15 protein-coding genes are annotated in these 16,650 nt (G+C 40.9%); 5 read left to right on the top strand and 10 right to left on the bottom strand.

The features are described 5' to 3' along the window. Positions 1–4: 4 nt before the first annotated feature. The 3 genes from lysA to RFX69_RS13960 form a co-directional block, all read right to left on the bottom strand. A complete protein-coding gene (gene lysA, locus RFX69_RS13970; RefSeq protein WP_000011141.1) occupies positions 5–1,255 on the bottom strand; it encodes a diaminopimelate decarboxylase in 1,251 nt (416 codons plus the stop codon). A gap of 22 nt (positions 1,256–1,277) precedes the next feature. After that, complete coding sequence (locus RFX69_RS13965) at positions 1,278–1,502, bottom strand: lipoprotein (protein WP_001255198.1); 225 nt, start codon at positions 1,500–1,502, stop codon at positions 1,278–1,280. A gap of 140 nt (positions 1,503–1,642) precedes the next feature. Then, positions 1,643–3,049: an amino acid permease gene (locus tag RFX69_RS13960; protein WP_000070815.1), complete on the bottom strand. Its 1,407-nt coding sequence runs from the start codon at positions 3,047–3,049 to the stop codon at positions 1,643–1,645. Between the two features lie 489 nt (positions 3,050–3,538). Between RFX69_RS13960 and radA the strand changes: the two genes are divergently transcribed. Then, positions 3,539–4,927: a DNA repair protein RadA gene (gene radA, locus RFX69_RS13955; RefSeq protein WP_000048858.1), complete on the top strand. Its 1,389-nt coding sequence runs from the start codon at positions 3,539–3,541 to the stop codon at positions 4,925–4,927. 82 nt (positions 4,928–5,009) lie between these two features. Further along, complete coding sequence (locus RFX69_RS13950) at positions 5,010–5,990, top strand: Tim44 domain-containing protein (RefSeq protein ID WP_000451853.1); 981 nt, start codon at positions 5,010–5,012, stop codon at positions 5,988–5,990. Between the two features lie 58 nt (positions 5,991–6,048). Here RFX69_RS13950 and epmA read toward each other — a convergent pair whose 3' ends face one another. The 5 genes from epmA to RFX69_RS13925 all read right to left on the bottom strand — a co-directional run bounded on the left by epmA (position 6,049) and on the right by RFX69_RS13925 (position 11,982). After that, positions 6,049–7,023: an EF-P lysine aminoacylase EpmA gene (epmA, locus tag RFX69_RS13945; protein WP_000059535.1), complete on the bottom strand. Its 975-nt coding sequence runs from the start codon at positions 7,021–7,023 to the stop codon at positions 6,049–6,051. Further along, a complete protein-coding gene (locus tag RFX69_RS13940) occupies positions 7,020–8,087 on the bottom strand; it encodes a 4-phosphoerythronate dehydrogenase (RefSeq protein WP_000706069.1) in 1,068 nt (355 codons plus the stop codon). Before RFX69_RS13940 ends, epmA begins: the two co-directional genes overlap by 4 nt. Positions 8,088–8,191: 104 nt before the next feature. Then, positions 8,192–8,584 carry a YkvA family protein gene (locus RFX69_RS13935; protein WP_000119198.1) on the bottom strand — a complete coding sequence of 131 codons (393 nt, stop codon included), beginning with the start codon at positions 8,582–8,584 and terminating at the stop codon, positions 8,192–8,194. 119 nt (positions 8,585–8,703) lie between these two features. Next, complete coding sequence (gene fdhD, locus RFX69_RS13930; RefSeq protein WP_000187629.1) at positions 8,704–9,495, bottom strand: formate dehydrogenase accessory sulfurtransferase FdhD; 792 nt, start codon at positions 9,493–9,495, stop codon at positions 8,704–8,706. 78 nt (positions 9,496–9,573) lie between these two features. Continuing rightward, the gene (locus RFX69_RS13925) at positions 9,574–11,982 is read right to left on the bottom strand and encodes an FdhF/YdeP family oxidoreductase (protein WP_289332554.1); all 2,409 of its coding nucleotides are present in this window, start codon (positions 11,980–11,982) and stop codon (positions 9,574–9,576) included. A 393-nt stretch (positions 11,983–12,375) separates the two neighbouring features. On the opposite strand from RFX69_RS13925, the gene RFX69_RS13920 reads away from it, so the two are divergent. After that, complete coding sequence (locus RFX69_RS13920; RefSeq protein ID WP_000869499.1) at positions 12,376–13,533, top strand: glycerate kinase; 1,158 nt, start codon at positions 12,376–12,378, stop codon at positions 13,531–13,533. Here the strand turns inward: RFX69_RS13920 and RFX69_RS13915 are convergent. Beyond that, complete coding sequence (locus RFX69_RS13915; protein ID WP_000868726.1) at positions 13,530–14,096, bottom strand: TetR/AcrR family transcriptional regulator; 567 nt, start codon at positions 14,094–14,096, stop codon at positions 13,530–13,532. The genes RFX69_RS13920 and RFX69_RS13915 overlap by 4 nt on opposite strands. Positions 14,097–14,218: 122 nt before the next feature. Between RFX69_RS13915 and RFX69_RS13910 the strand changes: the two genes are divergently transcribed. Together RFX69_RS13910 and RFX69_RS13905 are read left to right on the top strand one after the other, a co-directional pair. Further along, positions 14,219–15,001 carry an SDR family oxidoreductase gene (locus tag RFX69_RS13910; RefSeq protein ID WP_001276029.1) on the top strand — a complete coding sequence of 261 codons (783 nt, stop codon included), beginning with the start codon at positions 14,219–14,221 and terminating at the stop codon, positions 14,999–15,001. Between the two features lie 37 nt (positions 15,002–15,038). Further along, a complete protein-coding gene (locus RFX69_RS13905) occupies positions 15,039–15,644 on the top strand; it encodes a nitroreductase family protein (RefSeq protein ID WP_001100694.1) in 606 nt (201 codons plus the stop codon). 79 nt (positions 15,645–15,723) lie between these two features. Here RFX69_RS13905 and RFX69_RS13900 read toward each other — a convergent pair whose 3' ends face one another. Beyond that, entirely contained in the window at positions 15,724–16,299 is a 576-nt protein-coding gene (locus RFX69_RS13900) for a TetR/AcrR family transcriptional regulator (protein ID WP_005128086.1), read from the bottom strand. Positions 16,300–16,650: the final 351 nt, after the last annotated feature.

Raw genomic sequence — 16,650 nt, 5'->3', positions numbered from 1 at the left:
TCATTTACTCCTCAGGCAATAAACGTTCTTTTTCCCAAAGCGACTCAACCGTTTCACGTTCACGAATTAAATAGCTTTTTTCACCTGATACCATGACTTCTGCTGCACGGCCACGCGTATTGTAATTTGAGCTCATGACAAAACCATAAGCCCCGGCACCAAGTACAGTCAACAAGTCATTTTCTTGTAATGCAAGTGAGCGGTCTTTACCAATGAAATCACCTGTCTCACAAATTGCACCAACCAAATCCCAAGTTTTTTCTTCGGTATCTGTACGTGGTAAAACAGGTTGAATATCCATCCAAGCTTCATATAAAGCAGGACGAATTAAATCATTCATTGCTGCATCAATAATCGCGAAGTTACGATGCGTCGTTGGTTTAAGCAAATCAACTTTGGTTAAAAGTACACCTGCATTTGCACTGATGCTACGACCCGGTTCCATATAAACTTTCAAGCCTAATTTTTCTAAAGCCGGCTTCATAGAGTTTGCATATTCTTCAACACTTGGCGGTGTTTCATCTTTATAACAAACCCCTAAACCACCACCGATATCGATATGTTTCAGATTAATGCCTAGTTTTTTCAACTCATCAATCATCACAATGACACGATCTAAAGCATCAACAAATGGTTTAGTTTCAGTGAGCTGTGAACCAATGTGGCAATCAATACCTACGATTTCAAGGTTAGGTAAAGATGCAGCATATTGATAAGTTTCATAAACTGCATCACTTGGAATACCAAATTTATTTTCTTTTAATCCTGTTGAAATATAAGGATGCGTTTTTGCATCGACATCAGGATTTACACGTAAAGAAATAGGCGCTTTTTTGCCTAGGCGAGCTGCTACTTTTTGAATACGGTCCAACTCTGCATAAGACTCGACATTAAAACAGGCAATACCTACATTTAATGACTTTTCAATATCAGCTTCAGTTTTACCTAAACCTGAAAAAACAATTTTAGAAGCATCGCCACCTGCTTTTAAAACACGTGCTAGCTCACCACCAGACACAATGTCAAAACCCGCACCAAGTTTTGCCAAAACATTAAGAACAGCTATATTTGAGTTCGACTTCACCGCAAAACAAATTTGATGATCAATAAAGTCAAAGGCACGATCCATATCTAAATAATGTTTTTCAAAAGCTGCTTTTGAATAAACATATAACGGTGTGCCAAATTGCTGCGCAAGCTGCTCTAGAGAACATTGCTCTGCATGCAATACTCCATTAATGCGGGTGAAACTCATGAAGGTGTCCTTATTTCAAAGCTTAAGGTGATGTAGTTTGTGGTTGAGCGGCTGATGATTCGACTGACTGTTCAGCCTGTTCATCTTGTTGCACAACTTGTTTCTGTTCTTTATTACGATAGAGCAAGTATTTTGCACGTTTGTCATAATTTGGATCAGAAGGTAGCTGCAATGCTCCTGACTGACCGCAAGCGCTAAGCAAAATACTGCTGCTCAATAAACTGATGAGGCAAATGACACGACGCATCTGAGCACCTGATTTAAACAATTCGATGCAGTATACCGTGATCAGGCAAGCGGCTAAAGAGTAAACTTGAATAGAAAAACAATATGCATAAAAAACGCCAGCTTTTCAGCCAGCGTTTGATCATAACCAAATAAATTTAATTATTTTTTATGACGTGGTTTATAGAAGAAGAAATAACCAATGATCAAAATAACAAACCAAATTGGGCTGACTTTAAGCGCTTTAAAGGTGTCTGGCTCTAAAGACAATACGTAAATCATACCAATAAAGAAAATAATCGTGATCCAACATGTAAATAAGCCACCCGGCAATTTAAATGTTGATTTGGCATGCAGTTCAGGACGCGTGGTGTAATAACGGATGTAACTCCAGATAATAAGCAACCATACGCAGATGAAGAGAATCGTTGAAAGTGTCGTTGCAAGCGTAAATGCTTCAACTGTATTTGGTACAAAATACTGTAATGCTGCACCTAACAATAAACATGCAGCAGAGAAATACAATGCATTTGCCGGTACTGCACGTCTGTTAAGCTTACCAAAAGCTTTTGGCCCCTGATCTTCACGAGATAAACCAAACAACATACGACTTGTTGAGAATACTCCACTGTTCATGGATGACATGACTGATGACAATACTACCAAGTTCATCAAAATCGCGGCTGCCGCTACCCCTGCTTGACTAAACAGGTTTACAAATGGACTGATCGCCGGATCAATTCTGTTCCATGGTGTTACTGACATTACAATGAGTAGCGCCAATACATAGAAAATAATGATACGGATTGGAATTGAGTTAATCGCCTTAGGCAAATTACGCTCAGGGTCTTTAGTTTCCGCAGCTGTTGTTCCTACAAGCTCAACACCCACGAAAGCAAAAATTGCAATCTGGAAACCGGCCAAGAAGCCATGTACACCTGTTGGGAAGAACCCCCCATTTGCCCAAAGATGAGTAAATGAAGCGACTTCACCTGTAGTAGACGTAAAGCCTGTAAAGATCATCCACAGACCCACTGCAATTAAAATAATAATCGCAAGGATTTTAATAAGTGCAAACCAGAACTCTAATTCACCAAACAATCGAACTGTTAGTAAGTTCAATCCCATAATGAACACAATCGCGGCAACACTAATCATTGCGCCTTCAACAGGCGAGAAAGGTAAGCCATTATTGAAGAACTGTAAGTAATAAATAATTGCAGACAGATCGGCGATACCAATCGTGATCCAACACAACCAGTAGGTCCAACCCACGAAGTAACCAGCCCATGGGCCAATTAAATCGGTTGAAAAATCAATAAATGATTTATAGGTTAAATTTGACAGAAGAAGTTCGCCAAGCGCACGCATGACAAAAAACACCATCAAACCAATAATCATATAAATAAATAAGATAGAAGGTCCGGCAAGACTAATTGTTTTACCTGAACCCATAAATAATCCGGTACCGATGGCACCACCAATCGCGATCAGCTGTAAATGCCGATTAGAGAGACTACGATGGAGCTCACCTTGTTCATGAGGGTCGCTCAGATTTTGATTCGACATTTTATGAATACACTCCAGTAATTTTTTTAGTCCGTTAGCTAAAATCAAATCAAAAAGACGATATCGCACCATTTGCAGGTATCTTTTAAATGTATATTTTTTGACAACTTTTCAGCTAACCAATTTTTGTCTGTATTGCTGATAATTTCAAGATACATACAATTAAATCCGATAATACGCACAAGAACCTAGCAATACAACGCACTTTTCAGTCTAAAATTAAGACTTGAACCACTTTGATTTTTAAATTAAAAAGCCATATCAATTGATCAACTTTTTAACTACCAATTCCCTCTCGAGCTTCTAATACTTTCTCGAAATTTGACTGACTACTACGTTATCTCTCTATTTTTAAAACATGACATTTACTCTTTAATTTTGCTCACCGAACCTTAAGCAAAATGTATTCCATATCGATTAAGTTCTCTATTGGGCTTTTTGCTATACTCTGCTTTTAATGATTATGAAGTTATCTCACTGAAGTCGAATATGAGCAAAGTCAAAACCGTTTACCGTTGCGAGCAATGTGGTGCCGATCATCTAAAATGGGCAGGTCAATGTTCAGAGTGTGGTGAATGGAATTGTCTTAATGAAGTCAAACTAGAACCCACTACTGCTCACCGTGCACGTCCAAAAATTGGGGGTTATGCGGGTCAAGTCGCCAATATTACAACGCTTAATAAAGTCTCTGTTTCTCATGAGACCCGTTTGCCAACAGGCATTAGCGAATTTGACCGAGTGCTTGGCGGTGGTTTGGTGACAGGTTCTGTAGTACTCATTGGTGGTGACCCGGGTATTGGTAAATCGACTATTCTTTTACAAACAGCAACTCACATGGCAAGTGCAAAAAGTTCTGCACTTTACATTACGGGTGAGGAATCGCTGTCACAGGTTGCCTTACGCGCTCAACGCCTTGACCTACCAACAGACCAGTTAAAAGTCATGGCTGAAACTTGTGTCGAACGCATTTGTGAAGTTTTAGAACAAGAACGTCCTGTTGTCGCAATTTTGGACTCTATCCAAACGCTTTACACAGAAACGCTTCAATCTGCGCCGGGTGGGGTTTCACAAATTCGTGAATCTGCTGCGTTATTAACCCGTTATGCAAAAAATAGTGGCACAGCGCTATTTATTGTTGGTCACGTGACCAAAGAAGGTGCATTGGCAGGCCCTCGTGTTTTAGAACACATGGTGGACTGCGTACTTTACTTTGAAGGCCAATCAGACTCACGTTATCGAATGATTCGTGCAGTGAAAAACCGTTTTGGTGCAGTCAATGAGCTTGGTGTATTTGGCATGACCGATAAAGGCTTACGTGAAGTGGCTAACCCTTCTGCTATTTTCTTAAGTCGTTATGACGAAGCCATTCCAGGTTCAATTGTCATGATTAGCCGTGAAGGCACTCGCCCACTTTTAGTTGAAGTTCAGGCTTTAGTCGATGATGCTCAAGGACAACCAAGACGTGTTGCACTTGGTCTTGAACAAAACCGTTTAAACATGTTGCTTGCTGTTATGCATCGTCATGGGGGTGTACAAACCACCGGACAAGATGTGTATGTCAATATTGTAGGTGGTTTAAAAATTACCGAAACAGGTTCGGACTTGGCTGTTTTACTTGCATGTGCTTCGAGTTTACGAACAAAAGCCTTACCTCAGCAGCTTGCAGTTTTTGGTGAAGTTGGTCTTTCAGGCGAAATCCGACCTGTACCTAATGGTCAGGAACGTTTAAAAGAAGCAGCAAAACATGGGTTTAAATACGTCATCTTACCAAGAGGTAACGCCCCGCAAAAAGCAATTCCGGGCGTACAAGTGATTGCAGTTGCCCGCCTGCATGAAGCCTTGACTGAGGCGATGCAACTTAGTGATGAATTGACATAAAAAAACATACTTTTAAGGTTGAAATTTAGAGTAAATACCTGCATAAATACTATTACAAATTAACTTTAAACAGGAATTTCCTATGGAAGTACACCAGCGTGGCTTGATTACCGGTATTTTAATGGCTGCTTTAGCAATTTCTCCGCTTGCTGAAGCTAAACGTGCAGGTGGTGGTAAAAGCCACGGTATGGCACGTTCTACTACTTCAAGCCAGTCTTATCAACAACCTCGTCAAGTGACTCCAGTTCAACAACCTGCTACTACAGCACCTCAGAGATCTGGTCCAGGTGTTGGTTCAATGGTTGCCGCTGGTGTAGCTGGTGCTGCCGTAGGTGCTGTTGCAGCAAATGCTTTAGCAGATGACAAATCAACATCAGCTGAACACCAAGTAACTCAACCTGGTAATGAACAAGCTGTTCAAGCCCAAGAAGAGAAAAAAGGTGGTATTCCTGGCTGGCTTTGGGTCTTACTTGCAGCCGCTGTAGCTTTCTTTGTATTCCGTAAATTGGGATCAAAAAAAAAATTAGCAGCTAATAACCCTTATGCACCAAATAATGGCGGTCAAAACCCATTTGGCCGCTCGGCAGCTCCAACCAATACAGGTGACAATACTAATATCTTTGGTCAATCTGTAGGTGGCGGTGCAGCAACACAAGCTCCTTTTGGTAGCGCAACGACGAATAGTGGTAACCAATTACCAGATGGTAGCGAACCTGCTTCTTTCTTACGTGTTGCCCGTCAGCGTTTTAACCACATTCAGTCAATCAATAGTGCAAGTAACATTGAAGAAATTCGTCGTTACTTAACACCTGAACTTTACAACTCTATGTATAACGACATCATGGAGAACCAAGATCAGGACGTTGCTGAGTTTAGTAACTTAAATGCAATGGTTGTAGACAGTGCGACTGAAAATGGTCAATACATTGTGAGCGTACGTTTCACAGGTACAGTAAGTGAAGATTTAAACAGCTTGCCACAGCCATTTACTGAAATCTGGCACTTTGTAAAACCTGTTGGTTCACAGCAAGATTGGGTTGTTGCAGGTATTCAACAAGCCTAACTTAAATAAGTTCTAAATAAAAAAGCCACATTATTGTGGCTTTTTTATTTCGTTGTTTTCAGGCAATTTCGGCTGGAAAAGCAATGACTTTTTCAATTTTAAGTTGATCGGTTGCAACCATGAGTAATCGATCAATTCCCAAAGCGATCCCTGAACATTCAGGCATATGAGGCAATGCTGCTAACAAGTGCTCATCTAATGGCATGATATGAAGTCCTTGTTTAGCTCGCTCTGCATTATCTGCTTCAAAGCGAGAACGCAATACGTCTGAATCGAGCAATTCATCGTAAGCATTGGCTAGCTCTAAGCCTTCGATATAAACCTCAAAACGCGCTGCAACCTCTTCCCCATCTTCATCTAATTTCACTTTCGCTAAAGATGCCATTTCTGGTGGAAAGTCAGTTAAAAAGACAGGTGCATCAAACCCTAAACTTGGTTCAACAAAATGAGAAAACAACAAATCCATATAAGCCAAACGGTCATCGCCCAAGTCGAGATTTAACCCAACACGATTTGCTGTGTCTTTAAGTTGCTTCAAAGTCGCTTGCAACGGGTTAATATCTAAACGGTCCTGAAAAGCATGCTTATAACTTAAAATAAATGGACGAACTTCGCCAAAACGATGCTGCAAACAGGTTTGTAATAAATCGGCTGTTTCGTGCATTAACGCTTTTAAGTCCAGACCCGGACGGTACCATTCAAGCATGGTAAATTCACTGTTGTGTTTGCGCCCGTGCTCATCGTCTCGGAAAACCTTACAGATTTGATAAATCGGTCCGCTGCCACTTGCCAGTAAACGTTTCATGGCAAATTCAGGCGAAGTCTGTAAATACTGAGTCTGCAATTTGCCATTGATATGACGTAACGCCTGAACCGAGGCTAAATGTACGTCAGTCACACCTGCTTGTGAAACGATTGGCGTTTCGACTTCCATGACTTCACGTTCTGCAAAAAACTGACGGATTTGAGTATAAAGCTTGGCACGAGCCTTTAAGGCATCAATTGAACAAGTAGGTTGATAACTTAAACTCATGCCTGTGGTCCCCCGTGAGCTGCCCATTCACGGCGCAGCGGATAATTCTTACGTAATAAATCAAATGCTTTTTGCTCTACCTTGCCCTCTTTAACACAGGCACGGATGTTGGCATCATCTTGAGCAATATCATAAATTTGAGATAGTTTTTGCTTGAGCACTGCTTTTAAATCATGTCCTGAAAAATAGTCTTCACATGCAGGCAACTGGGTTTCGAAACGCTTATTAATGTCATATCCAAATTTTTGACAAAACGCTTCATAAATCATTTGCGTACCACGAGCTTTTCCTTCCAAGCTATAACCTGCAATATGCGGTGTTGCCAAAGCCAACATATTTAAAAGCTCTTCAGATATCACTGGCTCATGCTCAAATACATCAAGTACAACTTTACGCTGGGTACGTTGAATATCTTCGATTAAAGCGGCTTCTTTTACGACCGGACCGCGTGCACTATTAATTAAAATCGTGTTCGGTTGAAGCGCTGCAAAAGCTTTTTCGTCAAACAGATGATACGTCGCATGTTCGCCTTTTTTGGTCAGCGGCACGTGAATTGAAACTGCATTGGCTTGTTGCAACAAGGCTTGAAAGCTTACATTTTCAATTGAATCTAACTGTACATAGGGGTCGAAGCCAATCACTTTCCAACCAAGCAACTGAGCCATATAGACCAAGCGCTTACCGACATTGCCAAGACCCACAATGCCTAGCGTAAATTTTTCTTGTTGTTCTAAAAGGCTAGCATCTAAATGCAGTAAAGCTGTAATCACATATTCAGCAACTGCCTGTGCATTACAACCTGCGGCATTGGCCCATATAATGCCATGCTTTTCTAAAGCTTGAATATCTAAATGATCGGTCCCGATTGTGGCACTACCCACATATTTTAGGGCGGTATTTTGAATTAAACTTTCATTTACTGCGGTGACTGAACGGACCAATAAAGCTTCAGCATCTTGTACGTCTGTATGCGTTAAGGTGCGCCCTGCTTTATGTTGAATATCGCCAAACTCTGAAAAAAAGTAATCGGTAAACGCCAAATTTTCATCTGCGACGATTTTCATGGTCTGCAACCCATAGCTTATAAAAACGTTATTATCCTTTGAGTTGTGGCAAAGTACAATGTTAAGGGTATTAAATTAGTACAGGGTTTCAAGTCTCAGTTCACTTACAAACCACCGCCAAAATAAAAGTAAGCCATCACTGCAAGTGTGAGCCAAATTAAAATAATAAGTACGGCAACCAAATAGTTTTTTGGCCGCTTTTCATGTTCATCTAGCCATTCTTTAGCTTGTTGTTCAGCATCAAAAATGACTTGCTGAGGCGTAAAACGAACTGCTAACCAAATGAGTATGGGTAAAATAACCGCGTCATCAATAAAGCCTAAAATAGGAATAAAGTCTGGAATTAAGTCGATTGGACTAAACGCATAAGCCACCGCTACCACAGCAATAATTTTGGGTAACCACGGCATTTGAGGATGCCTTGAGGCAAACCAAAGCATAATAATTTGTTTTTTTAGACGTTTTGCCCATTCTTTTATTGATTGTACCCAAGACATTTGGACAGACTCTGAACCTTTAGAATTTTATAATAATCTATAAAAACTAACCTTAGCTTAAAAGTGAAAGGAATATCGAATGAACCCAGCCCTAATTCCTTCACATTAAAAGATATATTTTATATTTCCGTATATAAAACAAATCCATCGCCCCTACAAAAGCTTGCCAAAGTGAGGCCCGATTGCTTGGCTAACTGAATGGCCATACTGGTAGGCGCTGAAATTGAAGCAAGCAAGCCAATATTGAGCTGAGCACATTTTCGTATCAGTTCATAACTTGCCCGACTGGTCATCACCACAAAACCTAAACTCGTGTCGTAATTTTCTTGCGCTAAATAACCGAGCAATTTGTCTAAGGCATTATGGCGGCCAACATCTTCAAATAAAGCCACGATTTGACCGTCAATTACCCACGCTGCGGCATGCGCCCCACCCGTTAAAGCGGTAATTTCTTGTTGAGTTTTTAAATGGGAAATGGCACTCGGAATTTGCTCAAGCCATATTTTTGATGCATGCGTTGTAATTTTTGGCACGTCTAACTGAAACTGCTCTAAGCTTTCAATTCCACATAAACCGCAGCCTGTACGGCCGACCATCATACGGCGATGTTCCTTTAGGGCGGCAAATGCTCTCGATGAAATGGTCATTTCCACCGTAATGCCTAATTCATTTTGATGCACATCAAGGGCATATAGCTCTTTTAAGCTGGTTAAAATTCCCTCCGAGAGACTAAAACCTTTAGCAAATAAATCGACATCGGTCGGTGTCGCCATCATCACCGCATGCGAAATACCGTTATATACCAAGGCAATTGGGTACTCTTGCACAATATGATCTAAGACATTTTCAGATTCGGTTTTGTTAAACCGCTGTACTGGCAATGTTTCAACCCCATAAGCATGTGGTGTCAAAATTATTTCCTTTACTTCAAAATGGCGCTTGTTTAGAGCGCCTTTTGCTTAAATTTCATTTAAAAAAATCAGGTTCACTTAAAGACTGCTGACTTTCTTATTGGCATCTTCAGGGTCAACGGCTGTTGCCAAGTTAAAATGCTCTGGCGCATTTCCGGGATGTAAAATCACAGGAACACTTTTAGAAGCCGGAATCTTGGCATATTTATCATGACTACTTAAGGCCACCAAAGGATTGGTTTCCGGATAGTAAGCCGCTAAACTGCCTCGTGGAATGTTGTACGGCACAATACGGAAGCTGTGCACAATGCGCTTCACACCATCCGAGAAAACACTTTCAATATCAACCCACTGATTTGCTTCAAAGCCCGCTTCATCAATATCGGCTTGGTTCATAAACAACACACGGCGCTGACCAAACACCCCACGGTAACGGTCATCCAGACCATATAAAGTGGTGTTGTATTGGTCGTGAGATCGGGTGGTCATTAAGGTATAAACCTTACTTTCGGTATATGCGGCAGCGTACTGATTTTCTTTATCCGCATAAACTTCTTCAAGTGGCGTAATCAGGAATTGCGCTTTACCACTCTTTGTATTCCAGATGTGCTGATTAGCAGGATGCTCTAGGTGGAAACCGCCGGGTTTATAAACGCGTAAATTAAAGTCATGAAATTCATCAAACACATCGGCAATTGAGTCACGAATGCGGTCATAACTTTCAATGTACCATTTCCATTTAATCTGACTCTCTGGCAGCACGGCCTCAGCCATTCTTGCCACAATATCGGGTTCAGACAAAATATTTTTAGAAATTGGAGTATTACGTCCTGCCGACAAGTGGACATTACTCATTGAGTCTTCAACTGTAATAGCTTGTGGTCCATGAAGCTGCTCATCAATTTCGGTACGGCCTAAACATGGCAAAATAAGCGCATCTTTACCACACACCAAATGGCTACGATTTAACTTGGTTGCCACATGTACGGTTAAATTACATTTTCTAAGCGCTTCTTGTGTATAAGCTGTGTCAGGTGTTGCAACGGCAAAGTTTCCGCCCAAACCAATAAAGACTTTGATATCACCTTCGGCCATGGCTTTAATGGTTTCAACCACACCATATCCATTTTTTCTTGGTGATTTAATACCGAACACACGGTCAATATTGTCGAGAAGTTGGGGGCTTGGGAGTTCATTAATGCCCATAGTGCGGTCGCCTTGCACGTTACTGTGCCCACGAACCGGACAAAGCCCTGCACCCGGTCTGCCAATTTGACCACGCGCCAACAATAAATTTGCCAGCATATGTACGTTAGCAGTTCCGTGACGATGCTGGGTAATCCCCATACCCCAACAGAAAATTGAACGCTCTGACTCTAAAAAGAGTTTAGCCAGTTTTTCCAAATTTTCAGGTGACAGACCTGAGTGCTTATAAAGATCTGCCCACTCCGTTCTTTCGACCTCCGCAATCATTTCGTCGAAACCAACGGTATTGACTGCAATAAAGTTTCGGTCAAAAACACTTGGTTTACCTGAGGCAAGGGCCTTTTTATCCCACTCATGTAAGTGCTTTAAAATACCCAACATCAGTGCATAGTCGCCGCCAATTTTAGGCTGGAAATAATAGCGACTAATTGGCGTACTGCCATTGGTCATCATTTCAAGCGGTGCTTGCGGGTCTTGGAAACGTTCGAGACCTCGCTCTTTAATTGGGTTAATCGCAATAATGTTGCCGCCGCGTTTAGATACTTCACGCAAAGTACCTAACATACGTGGATGGTTGGTTCCCGGGTTGTGCCCAAAACTAAAAATGGCGTCGGCTAAATCAAAATCTTCTAAGGTGACTGTGCCCTTTCCTAAACCAATCGAGTCGAGCAAACCAACACTTGTGGTTTCATGGCACATGTTTGAGCAGTCGGGAAAGTTATTTGTACCAAAGCTTCGTACAAACAATTGATATAAAAATGCTGCTTCGTTACTGGCACGGCCCGAAGTATAAAATGCCGCTTGGTCTGGATGGTCTAGCGCATGCAAATGTTGAGCGATAAGCTTAAAGGCATCGTCCCATGAAATAGGCACATATTTATCGGTTGCAGCATCATAACGAACTGGGTCTGTTAAGCGGCCTAAGTCTTCTAGGAAAAAGTCACTTTGTTCTGATAACCAACTGACGGTATGACCTGCAAAATATTCAGGAGTGACGGTTTTACTAGTCGCTTCAAAGGCAACCGCCTTTGCACCATTTTCACAGAAGTTAAATGCGTGAGCATCTTTCTTTTCTGGCCATGCACAGCCGGGACAGTCAAAACCTGTAGGCTGGTTAATGTTGAGTAAGGTAATTGAACCTTTACCTAAAATATCTTGTTGCTTTAAGTTTCGAGCAACACTGAGCAGTGCGCCCCACCCGCCAGCAGGATGAGTATATGGCTCAATTCGCGCAAAACCGTTATTTTCCTGTATGTGCTTTTGTTCTTCTGAATTATCCACTTTTTCATCCTCTTATCTTTTTACACTCAACAGGCTCAGTGAAATCACAATTTAATTATGGTTTTATCAAAGCTACCCGCTGTTTACCGATGAGTAGAGTCCACTTTTTATATTATTGCCACTATGCTAAAAGCCGGCTCAACCGTTCTTATAATATGTGCCATATTCTTTACAATTACAATAATTCAAGCCAACCACGTTATTTGCATAAAAATATACAAAACAATGATTTAAATAGATATTAATTCTATCTTTTACAGATAAAAACATTATTGGGTTTCATTTTTAACCGACTGAAAGCTTTTTAAAATTGATACTTACACGACTTTATCTATGTTTTTTTCGCATTAAGCAGTATAAAACAATTAAAAACTTATCTGCATTAGAGCATTTATGAAGGTTGTGATCGCCCCTGATTCATTTAAAGATAGCTTATCGGCTTTAAAGGTAGCTCAAGCCATTGCCCAAGGATGGCAAGCAGTATTTCCTCATGCAGAAACGATTTTGTGCCCCATGGCAGATGGCGGTGAAGGAACCATTGAAGCTGTGTTAGAAGTCTGCGATGGTCAATGGCGTGAAAAAACTGTAGTCGGGCCATTAGGTCAGCCTGTTCAGGCCAAATGGGGTTGGTTAGAAAAACAAAAAATTGCCATGATTGAAATGGCTCAAGCAAGCGGCATACAGTTAGTTCCCCCTTCTGAGCGTGATGCCTGCCACAGCACAACATTTGGAACAGGTCAGCTTATTTTGGATGCCTTAGACGCGGGTGCAAAAGATATTATTTTAACTGTGGGCGGTAGTGCGACCAACGATGGTGGCACAGGCTTACTTAGTGCTTTAGGTGCAGTTTTACTCGATGCTAATCAAAACGTTTTACCCGCTGGCGGCCTTGCCCTTAGCCACTTATCCAAAATTGATTTAACACATTTCGACTCGCGTATTCAGCGCACACGGTTTTTATTGGCTGCCGATGTAACCAATCCACTTTGCGGTCCAAATGGCGCATCACATATTTTTGGCCCACAAAAAGGTGCTTCCGCTGCTCAAGTCCAGTTACTCGATGCAGCCCTTGCCCATTTTGCCGATGTCTCGCTTAAGCTTTTAGGTTTCGACAAACGAGATGAAGCGGGTTCTGGGGCTGCTGGTGGTTTGGGCTTTGCCGCCAAAAGTTATTTAAATGCAGACTTTAAAGCTGGAGTTAAAGTTGTGGCTGAACTGAATCAGCTTGAGCATAAAATTTCTAACGCAGATTGGGTAATTACGGGTGAAGGTAAATTTGACCAACAAACCTTAAGCGGTAAAACCGTTTTTGGGGTAAGCCAAATTGCCAAAGCCCACAATGTTCCGGTCATTGTGATTGCAGGGACTTTAGGTGAAGACTACCAAGCACTTTATGAGCACGGTGTAAGCGCTGCTTTCTCACTAGCCAATGGTCCCATCACCCTAGAACACGCCTGCGAACATGCAGCAGAACTCATTTATGAGCGAACAGTCGATATAGCGAGATTAATTCAGTTTAGCCAAACCAGCTTAAATGATAAAAAAGCCTAATCGGCTAATTTTAAAAGACTCTCTCTACAGCTCTCCAAGATTTCATCGCTAAGGTTTGATTGGTCTGGGCATGCACGAGACAATGCAATTGCCCCTACTGACTGAGCAAGAATATTAATAGCTTGCTTTCTCAGCTCTTCTGTTTCTAAAGAAACTTGTTTTGCGCGTTCATTCATAATGAACTCAATAAGCTGCTCAATGCCCTCTTCAAACTCGACTTTTACTTCGTCGGGCTGTCTTGCGGCATCACAAGATAGCGCTGTTAAGGTACAGCCCTGATCACGGTTGTCCCGATGTGTACGAGACACATACATTTGAATAAATTGGGTTAAGTTTAAACCTTCTATTCTTTTTAAAACCTGCTCAAGACCATGTTTGGCAGTAATAGTAACAAGGTCTGTTTTCGAGCTGAAATGTTTATAAAACCCACCGTGAGTAAAGCCTGCGCTAGACATTAATTCGGCAATGCCCACCCCGTCGTAACCTTTGCTACGAAACAGTTGAGTCGCCTTTTCAACAATTTTATCTCGGTTTTCTTTTACCTGAGTTTTACTGACTTTCATGTTGATGCGCTCACTTTTATTCACCCTGCTCGTCATTATTATACATTGATTATGGTTGACATCAAAACTTGTATATTTTAGATTATGATCATCATCTAAAAATTAAAGTGTGGAGACATCACATGTCAGCTCAATCAAAAGTAATTATTACAGGGGCTTCGTCAGGAATTGGTTCTGTTTATGCAGATCGATTTGCTCAACGTGGCTATCACTTAATCTTGGTGGCACGAGACACCAATCGTTTAGATAAAATTTCAAAAGATCTTCAAGAAAAATACGGCGTACAGGTGGAGTTCATTCAAGCCGATTTATCAAACGATCAAGATATACGCAAAATTGAAGATGTACTTAAAAACGATGCTGATATTGAAATTTTGGTAAATAATGCTGGGATTGCCCTGAACGGAAACTTTTTAACTCAAGATCGTAATGAGATTGAAAAACTTTTGACTTTAAATATGACTGCGGTGGTGCGATTGTCTCATGCAATGTCGCAATCCCTTATACGTAAAGGTAAAGGCGCCATTATTAATTTAGGCTCTGTGCTTGGCTTAGCACCTGAATTTGGTTCTACCATTTATGGCGCAAGTAAATCTTTCATCCAATTTTTTAGCCAAGGTTTACATTTAGAGCTAAAAGATCATGGTGTGCATGTTCAAGCGGTATTGCCTTCTGCCACGAAAACCGAAATTTGGGAACGTTCAGGTATAGCTTTAAGCCAAGTTCCGCCATTAATGGATGTCAATGATTTGGTCGATGCAGCCCTGATTGGTTTTGATCGTAAAGAAACAATTACAATTCCTGTGCTGAAAGATGAAAATCAATGGAATAATTTTGAAAAATCGCGTATGACATTATTACCAAACTTCTCTTCGGCTGAAGTAGCCCAACGTTATAAAAACTAACGACTACGGCTACCCAACTCTCAAGTAGGAAAATCTTATGAATGTTATTGATGCTCTCCGCAAACGCCGTGCAGTTAAACGCTTCGACCCTGCTTTTCAACTCTCTGAAGATGACAAGAAGCAGTTATTGCAAGAAGTTTTAGCAAATGCACCAAGCGCTTTTAACTTGCAGCATTGGCGTCCCGTCATTGTTGAAGATGCAGAGTTAAGACAAAAAATTCGCGCGATTGCTTGGGACCAACCACAAGTAACAGAGTCATCATTACTGATTGTGTTATGTGCCAAAGTAAATACATGGGAAGTTGACGCTAAACGTGTATGGGATGGAGCTTCTCCAGAAGTTCAAGATATTATGGTTGGTGCAATCGACCAATATTACCGTGACCGCCCACAAACCCAACGTGACGAAGTGATGCGTAGTGCAGGCATCTTTGCTCAAACCCTTATGTTACTTGCTCAAGAGCATGGTTTAGATAGCTGTCCAATGGATGGTTTTGACTTTGATGCAATGGCAAAGCTCATTAACTTACCTGAAGACCACGTGGTGTGTTTAATGATTGCGGTTGGTAAATCAGCTTCTGAACCTTATCCACGCGTGGGCAAACTCCCTTACGACGATGTCATTATTCAAAATACATTCTAAGTTGTAATTCAAATTTTAGGCTTTCATTCTATTTGTTGTTTTTATGATAAATAGATGGAAGCCTTTAATTTTGCATTAATTATAAAGCTGACTTTGACTCGGCTATAAACTGTCTCAAAAAGCAATTTAATAATCTCTCCCTTTCATCCGCGTACTCTGCACTCAAAAGCTGAATGATTGTGCCTTCCACCATATATAAAAATAGTTTGGCGTCGGTAAAAGAGGCATCAGGTTTTAGTGTTCTAAGCTGGCTATAAATTTCATTTTTTAGCCATGTTCTATAGCGCACTGCGGATTGATAAGCGTTGGGATAGCTATTTTTAATTTCAAAAACGGCTTTAAATAATAAGTAATACGGCCCTTCTACATCGGTATGTAAGTCATAAAGTTTTTTGAGTTTATCGATTGCGGAAGTACTTAAATCATACTCAACCATTGCGACTACTTGTTCTTGGAGCTTTTCTTTTTGCACCATCAGGCAGATTTCAATAAGCCTTTCCTTAGAGTGAAAATAATTATAAAAAGTCGCTTTTGTAATCTGTGATTCTTTCACTATTCTGTCGACCCCAATAAGGTGGAACCCACGGTGATGAAACAGATCAATTGCTTTATTTACAACGTATAAGGTACGTGTTGGGAGAACTAAATTTGGCATAGTTTTACCGTTATAAATTCTTGTTGTTTGTAAATGAGATACTTTTTTGGGAGAAAAAAAGGCACAGCAAAGCCTATAAAGACTGTGCTTGGCACATCTCAAGTTTTATTGTTGCTGCAAGTTTTTAGTCGTGACGATTTAAAGCCTGAAAGCGCTAATGGCCCTCAAACTGCTTTAAAGTTTATGTGGTGTCGTTATAGCTTTTGGCATTGAGAGCCAAGAAATAATGGATGTGCAAAGCCAACTCCTTTTTATTGGGAGTTCTGCCAAAGCATTAAAATTATGGTGGCAGAACGAGAAAGGGTTAGCAGACTAGTATTATCTCAAACTAGCACACCCGAAGGTGTCCCT

It is taken from the genome of Acinetobacter sp. 148 (genome assembly GCF_031196675.1).
GTDB classification, from domain to species: domain Bacteria; phylum Pseudomonadota; class Gammaproteobacteria; order Pseudomonadales; family Moraxellaceae; genus Acinetobacter; species Acinetobacter baumannii.
This window is presented reverse-complemented; position numbering and strand designations above follow the sequence as displayed.

What these genes read in the sequence shown, in the direction of transcription:
- lysA (WP_000011141.1), bottom strand. Translation starts at nt 1,255, where the DNA reads ATGAGTTTCACCCGCATTAATGGAGTATTGCATGCAGAGCAATGTTCT.
- RFX69_RS13965 (WP_001255198.1), bottom strand. Translation starts at nt 1,502, where the DNA reads ATGCGTCGTGTCATTTGCCTCATCAGTTTATTGAGCAGCAGTATTTTG.
- RFX69_RS13960 (WP_000070815.1), bottom strand. Translation starts at nt 3,049, where the DNA reads ATGTCGAATCAAAATCTGAGCGACCCTCATGAACAAGGTGAGCTCCAT.
- radA (WP_000048858.1), top strand. Translation starts at nt 3,539, where the DNA reads ATGAGCAAAGTCAAAACCGTTTACCGTTGCGAGCAATGTGGTGCCGAT.
- RFX69_RS13950 (WP_000451853.1), top strand. Translation starts at nt 5,010, where the DNA reads ATGGAAGTACACCAGCGTGGCTTGATTACCGGTATTTTAATGGCTGCT.
- epmA (WP_000059535.1), bottom strand. Translation starts at nt 7,023, where the DNA reads ATGAGTTTAAGTTATCAACCTACTTGTTCAATTGATGCCTTAAAGGCT.
- RFX69_RS13940 (WP_000706069.1), bottom strand. Translation starts at nt 8,087, where the DNA reads ATGAAAATCGTCGCAGATGAAAATTTGGCGTTTACCGATTACTTTTTT.
- RFX69_RS13935 (WP_000119198.1), bottom strand. Translation starts at nt 8,584, where the DNA reads ATGTCTTGGGTACAATCAATAAAAGAATGGGCAAAACGTCTAAAAAAA.
- RFX69_RS13920 (WP_000869499.1), top strand. Translation starts at nt 12,376, where the DNA reads ATGAAGGTTGTGATCGCCCCTGATTCATTTAAAGATAGCTTATCGGCT.
- RFX69_RS13915 (WP_000868726.1), bottom strand. Translation starts at nt 14,096, where the DNA reads ATGAAAGTCAGTAAAACTCAGGTAAAAGAAAACCGAGATAAAATTGTT.
- RFX69_RS13910 (WP_001276029.1), top strand. Translation starts at nt 14,219, where the DNA reads ATGTCAGCTCAATCAAAAGTAATTATTACAGGGGCTTCGTCAGGAATT.
- RFX69_RS13905 (WP_001100694.1), top strand. Translation starts at nt 15,039, where the DNA reads ATGAATGTTATTGATGCTCTCCGCAAACGCCGTGCAGTTAAACGCTTC.
- RFX69_RS13900 (WP_005128086.1), bottom strand. Translation starts at nt 16,299, where the DNA reads ATGCCAAATTTAGTTCTCCCAACACGTACCTTATACGTTGTAAATAAA.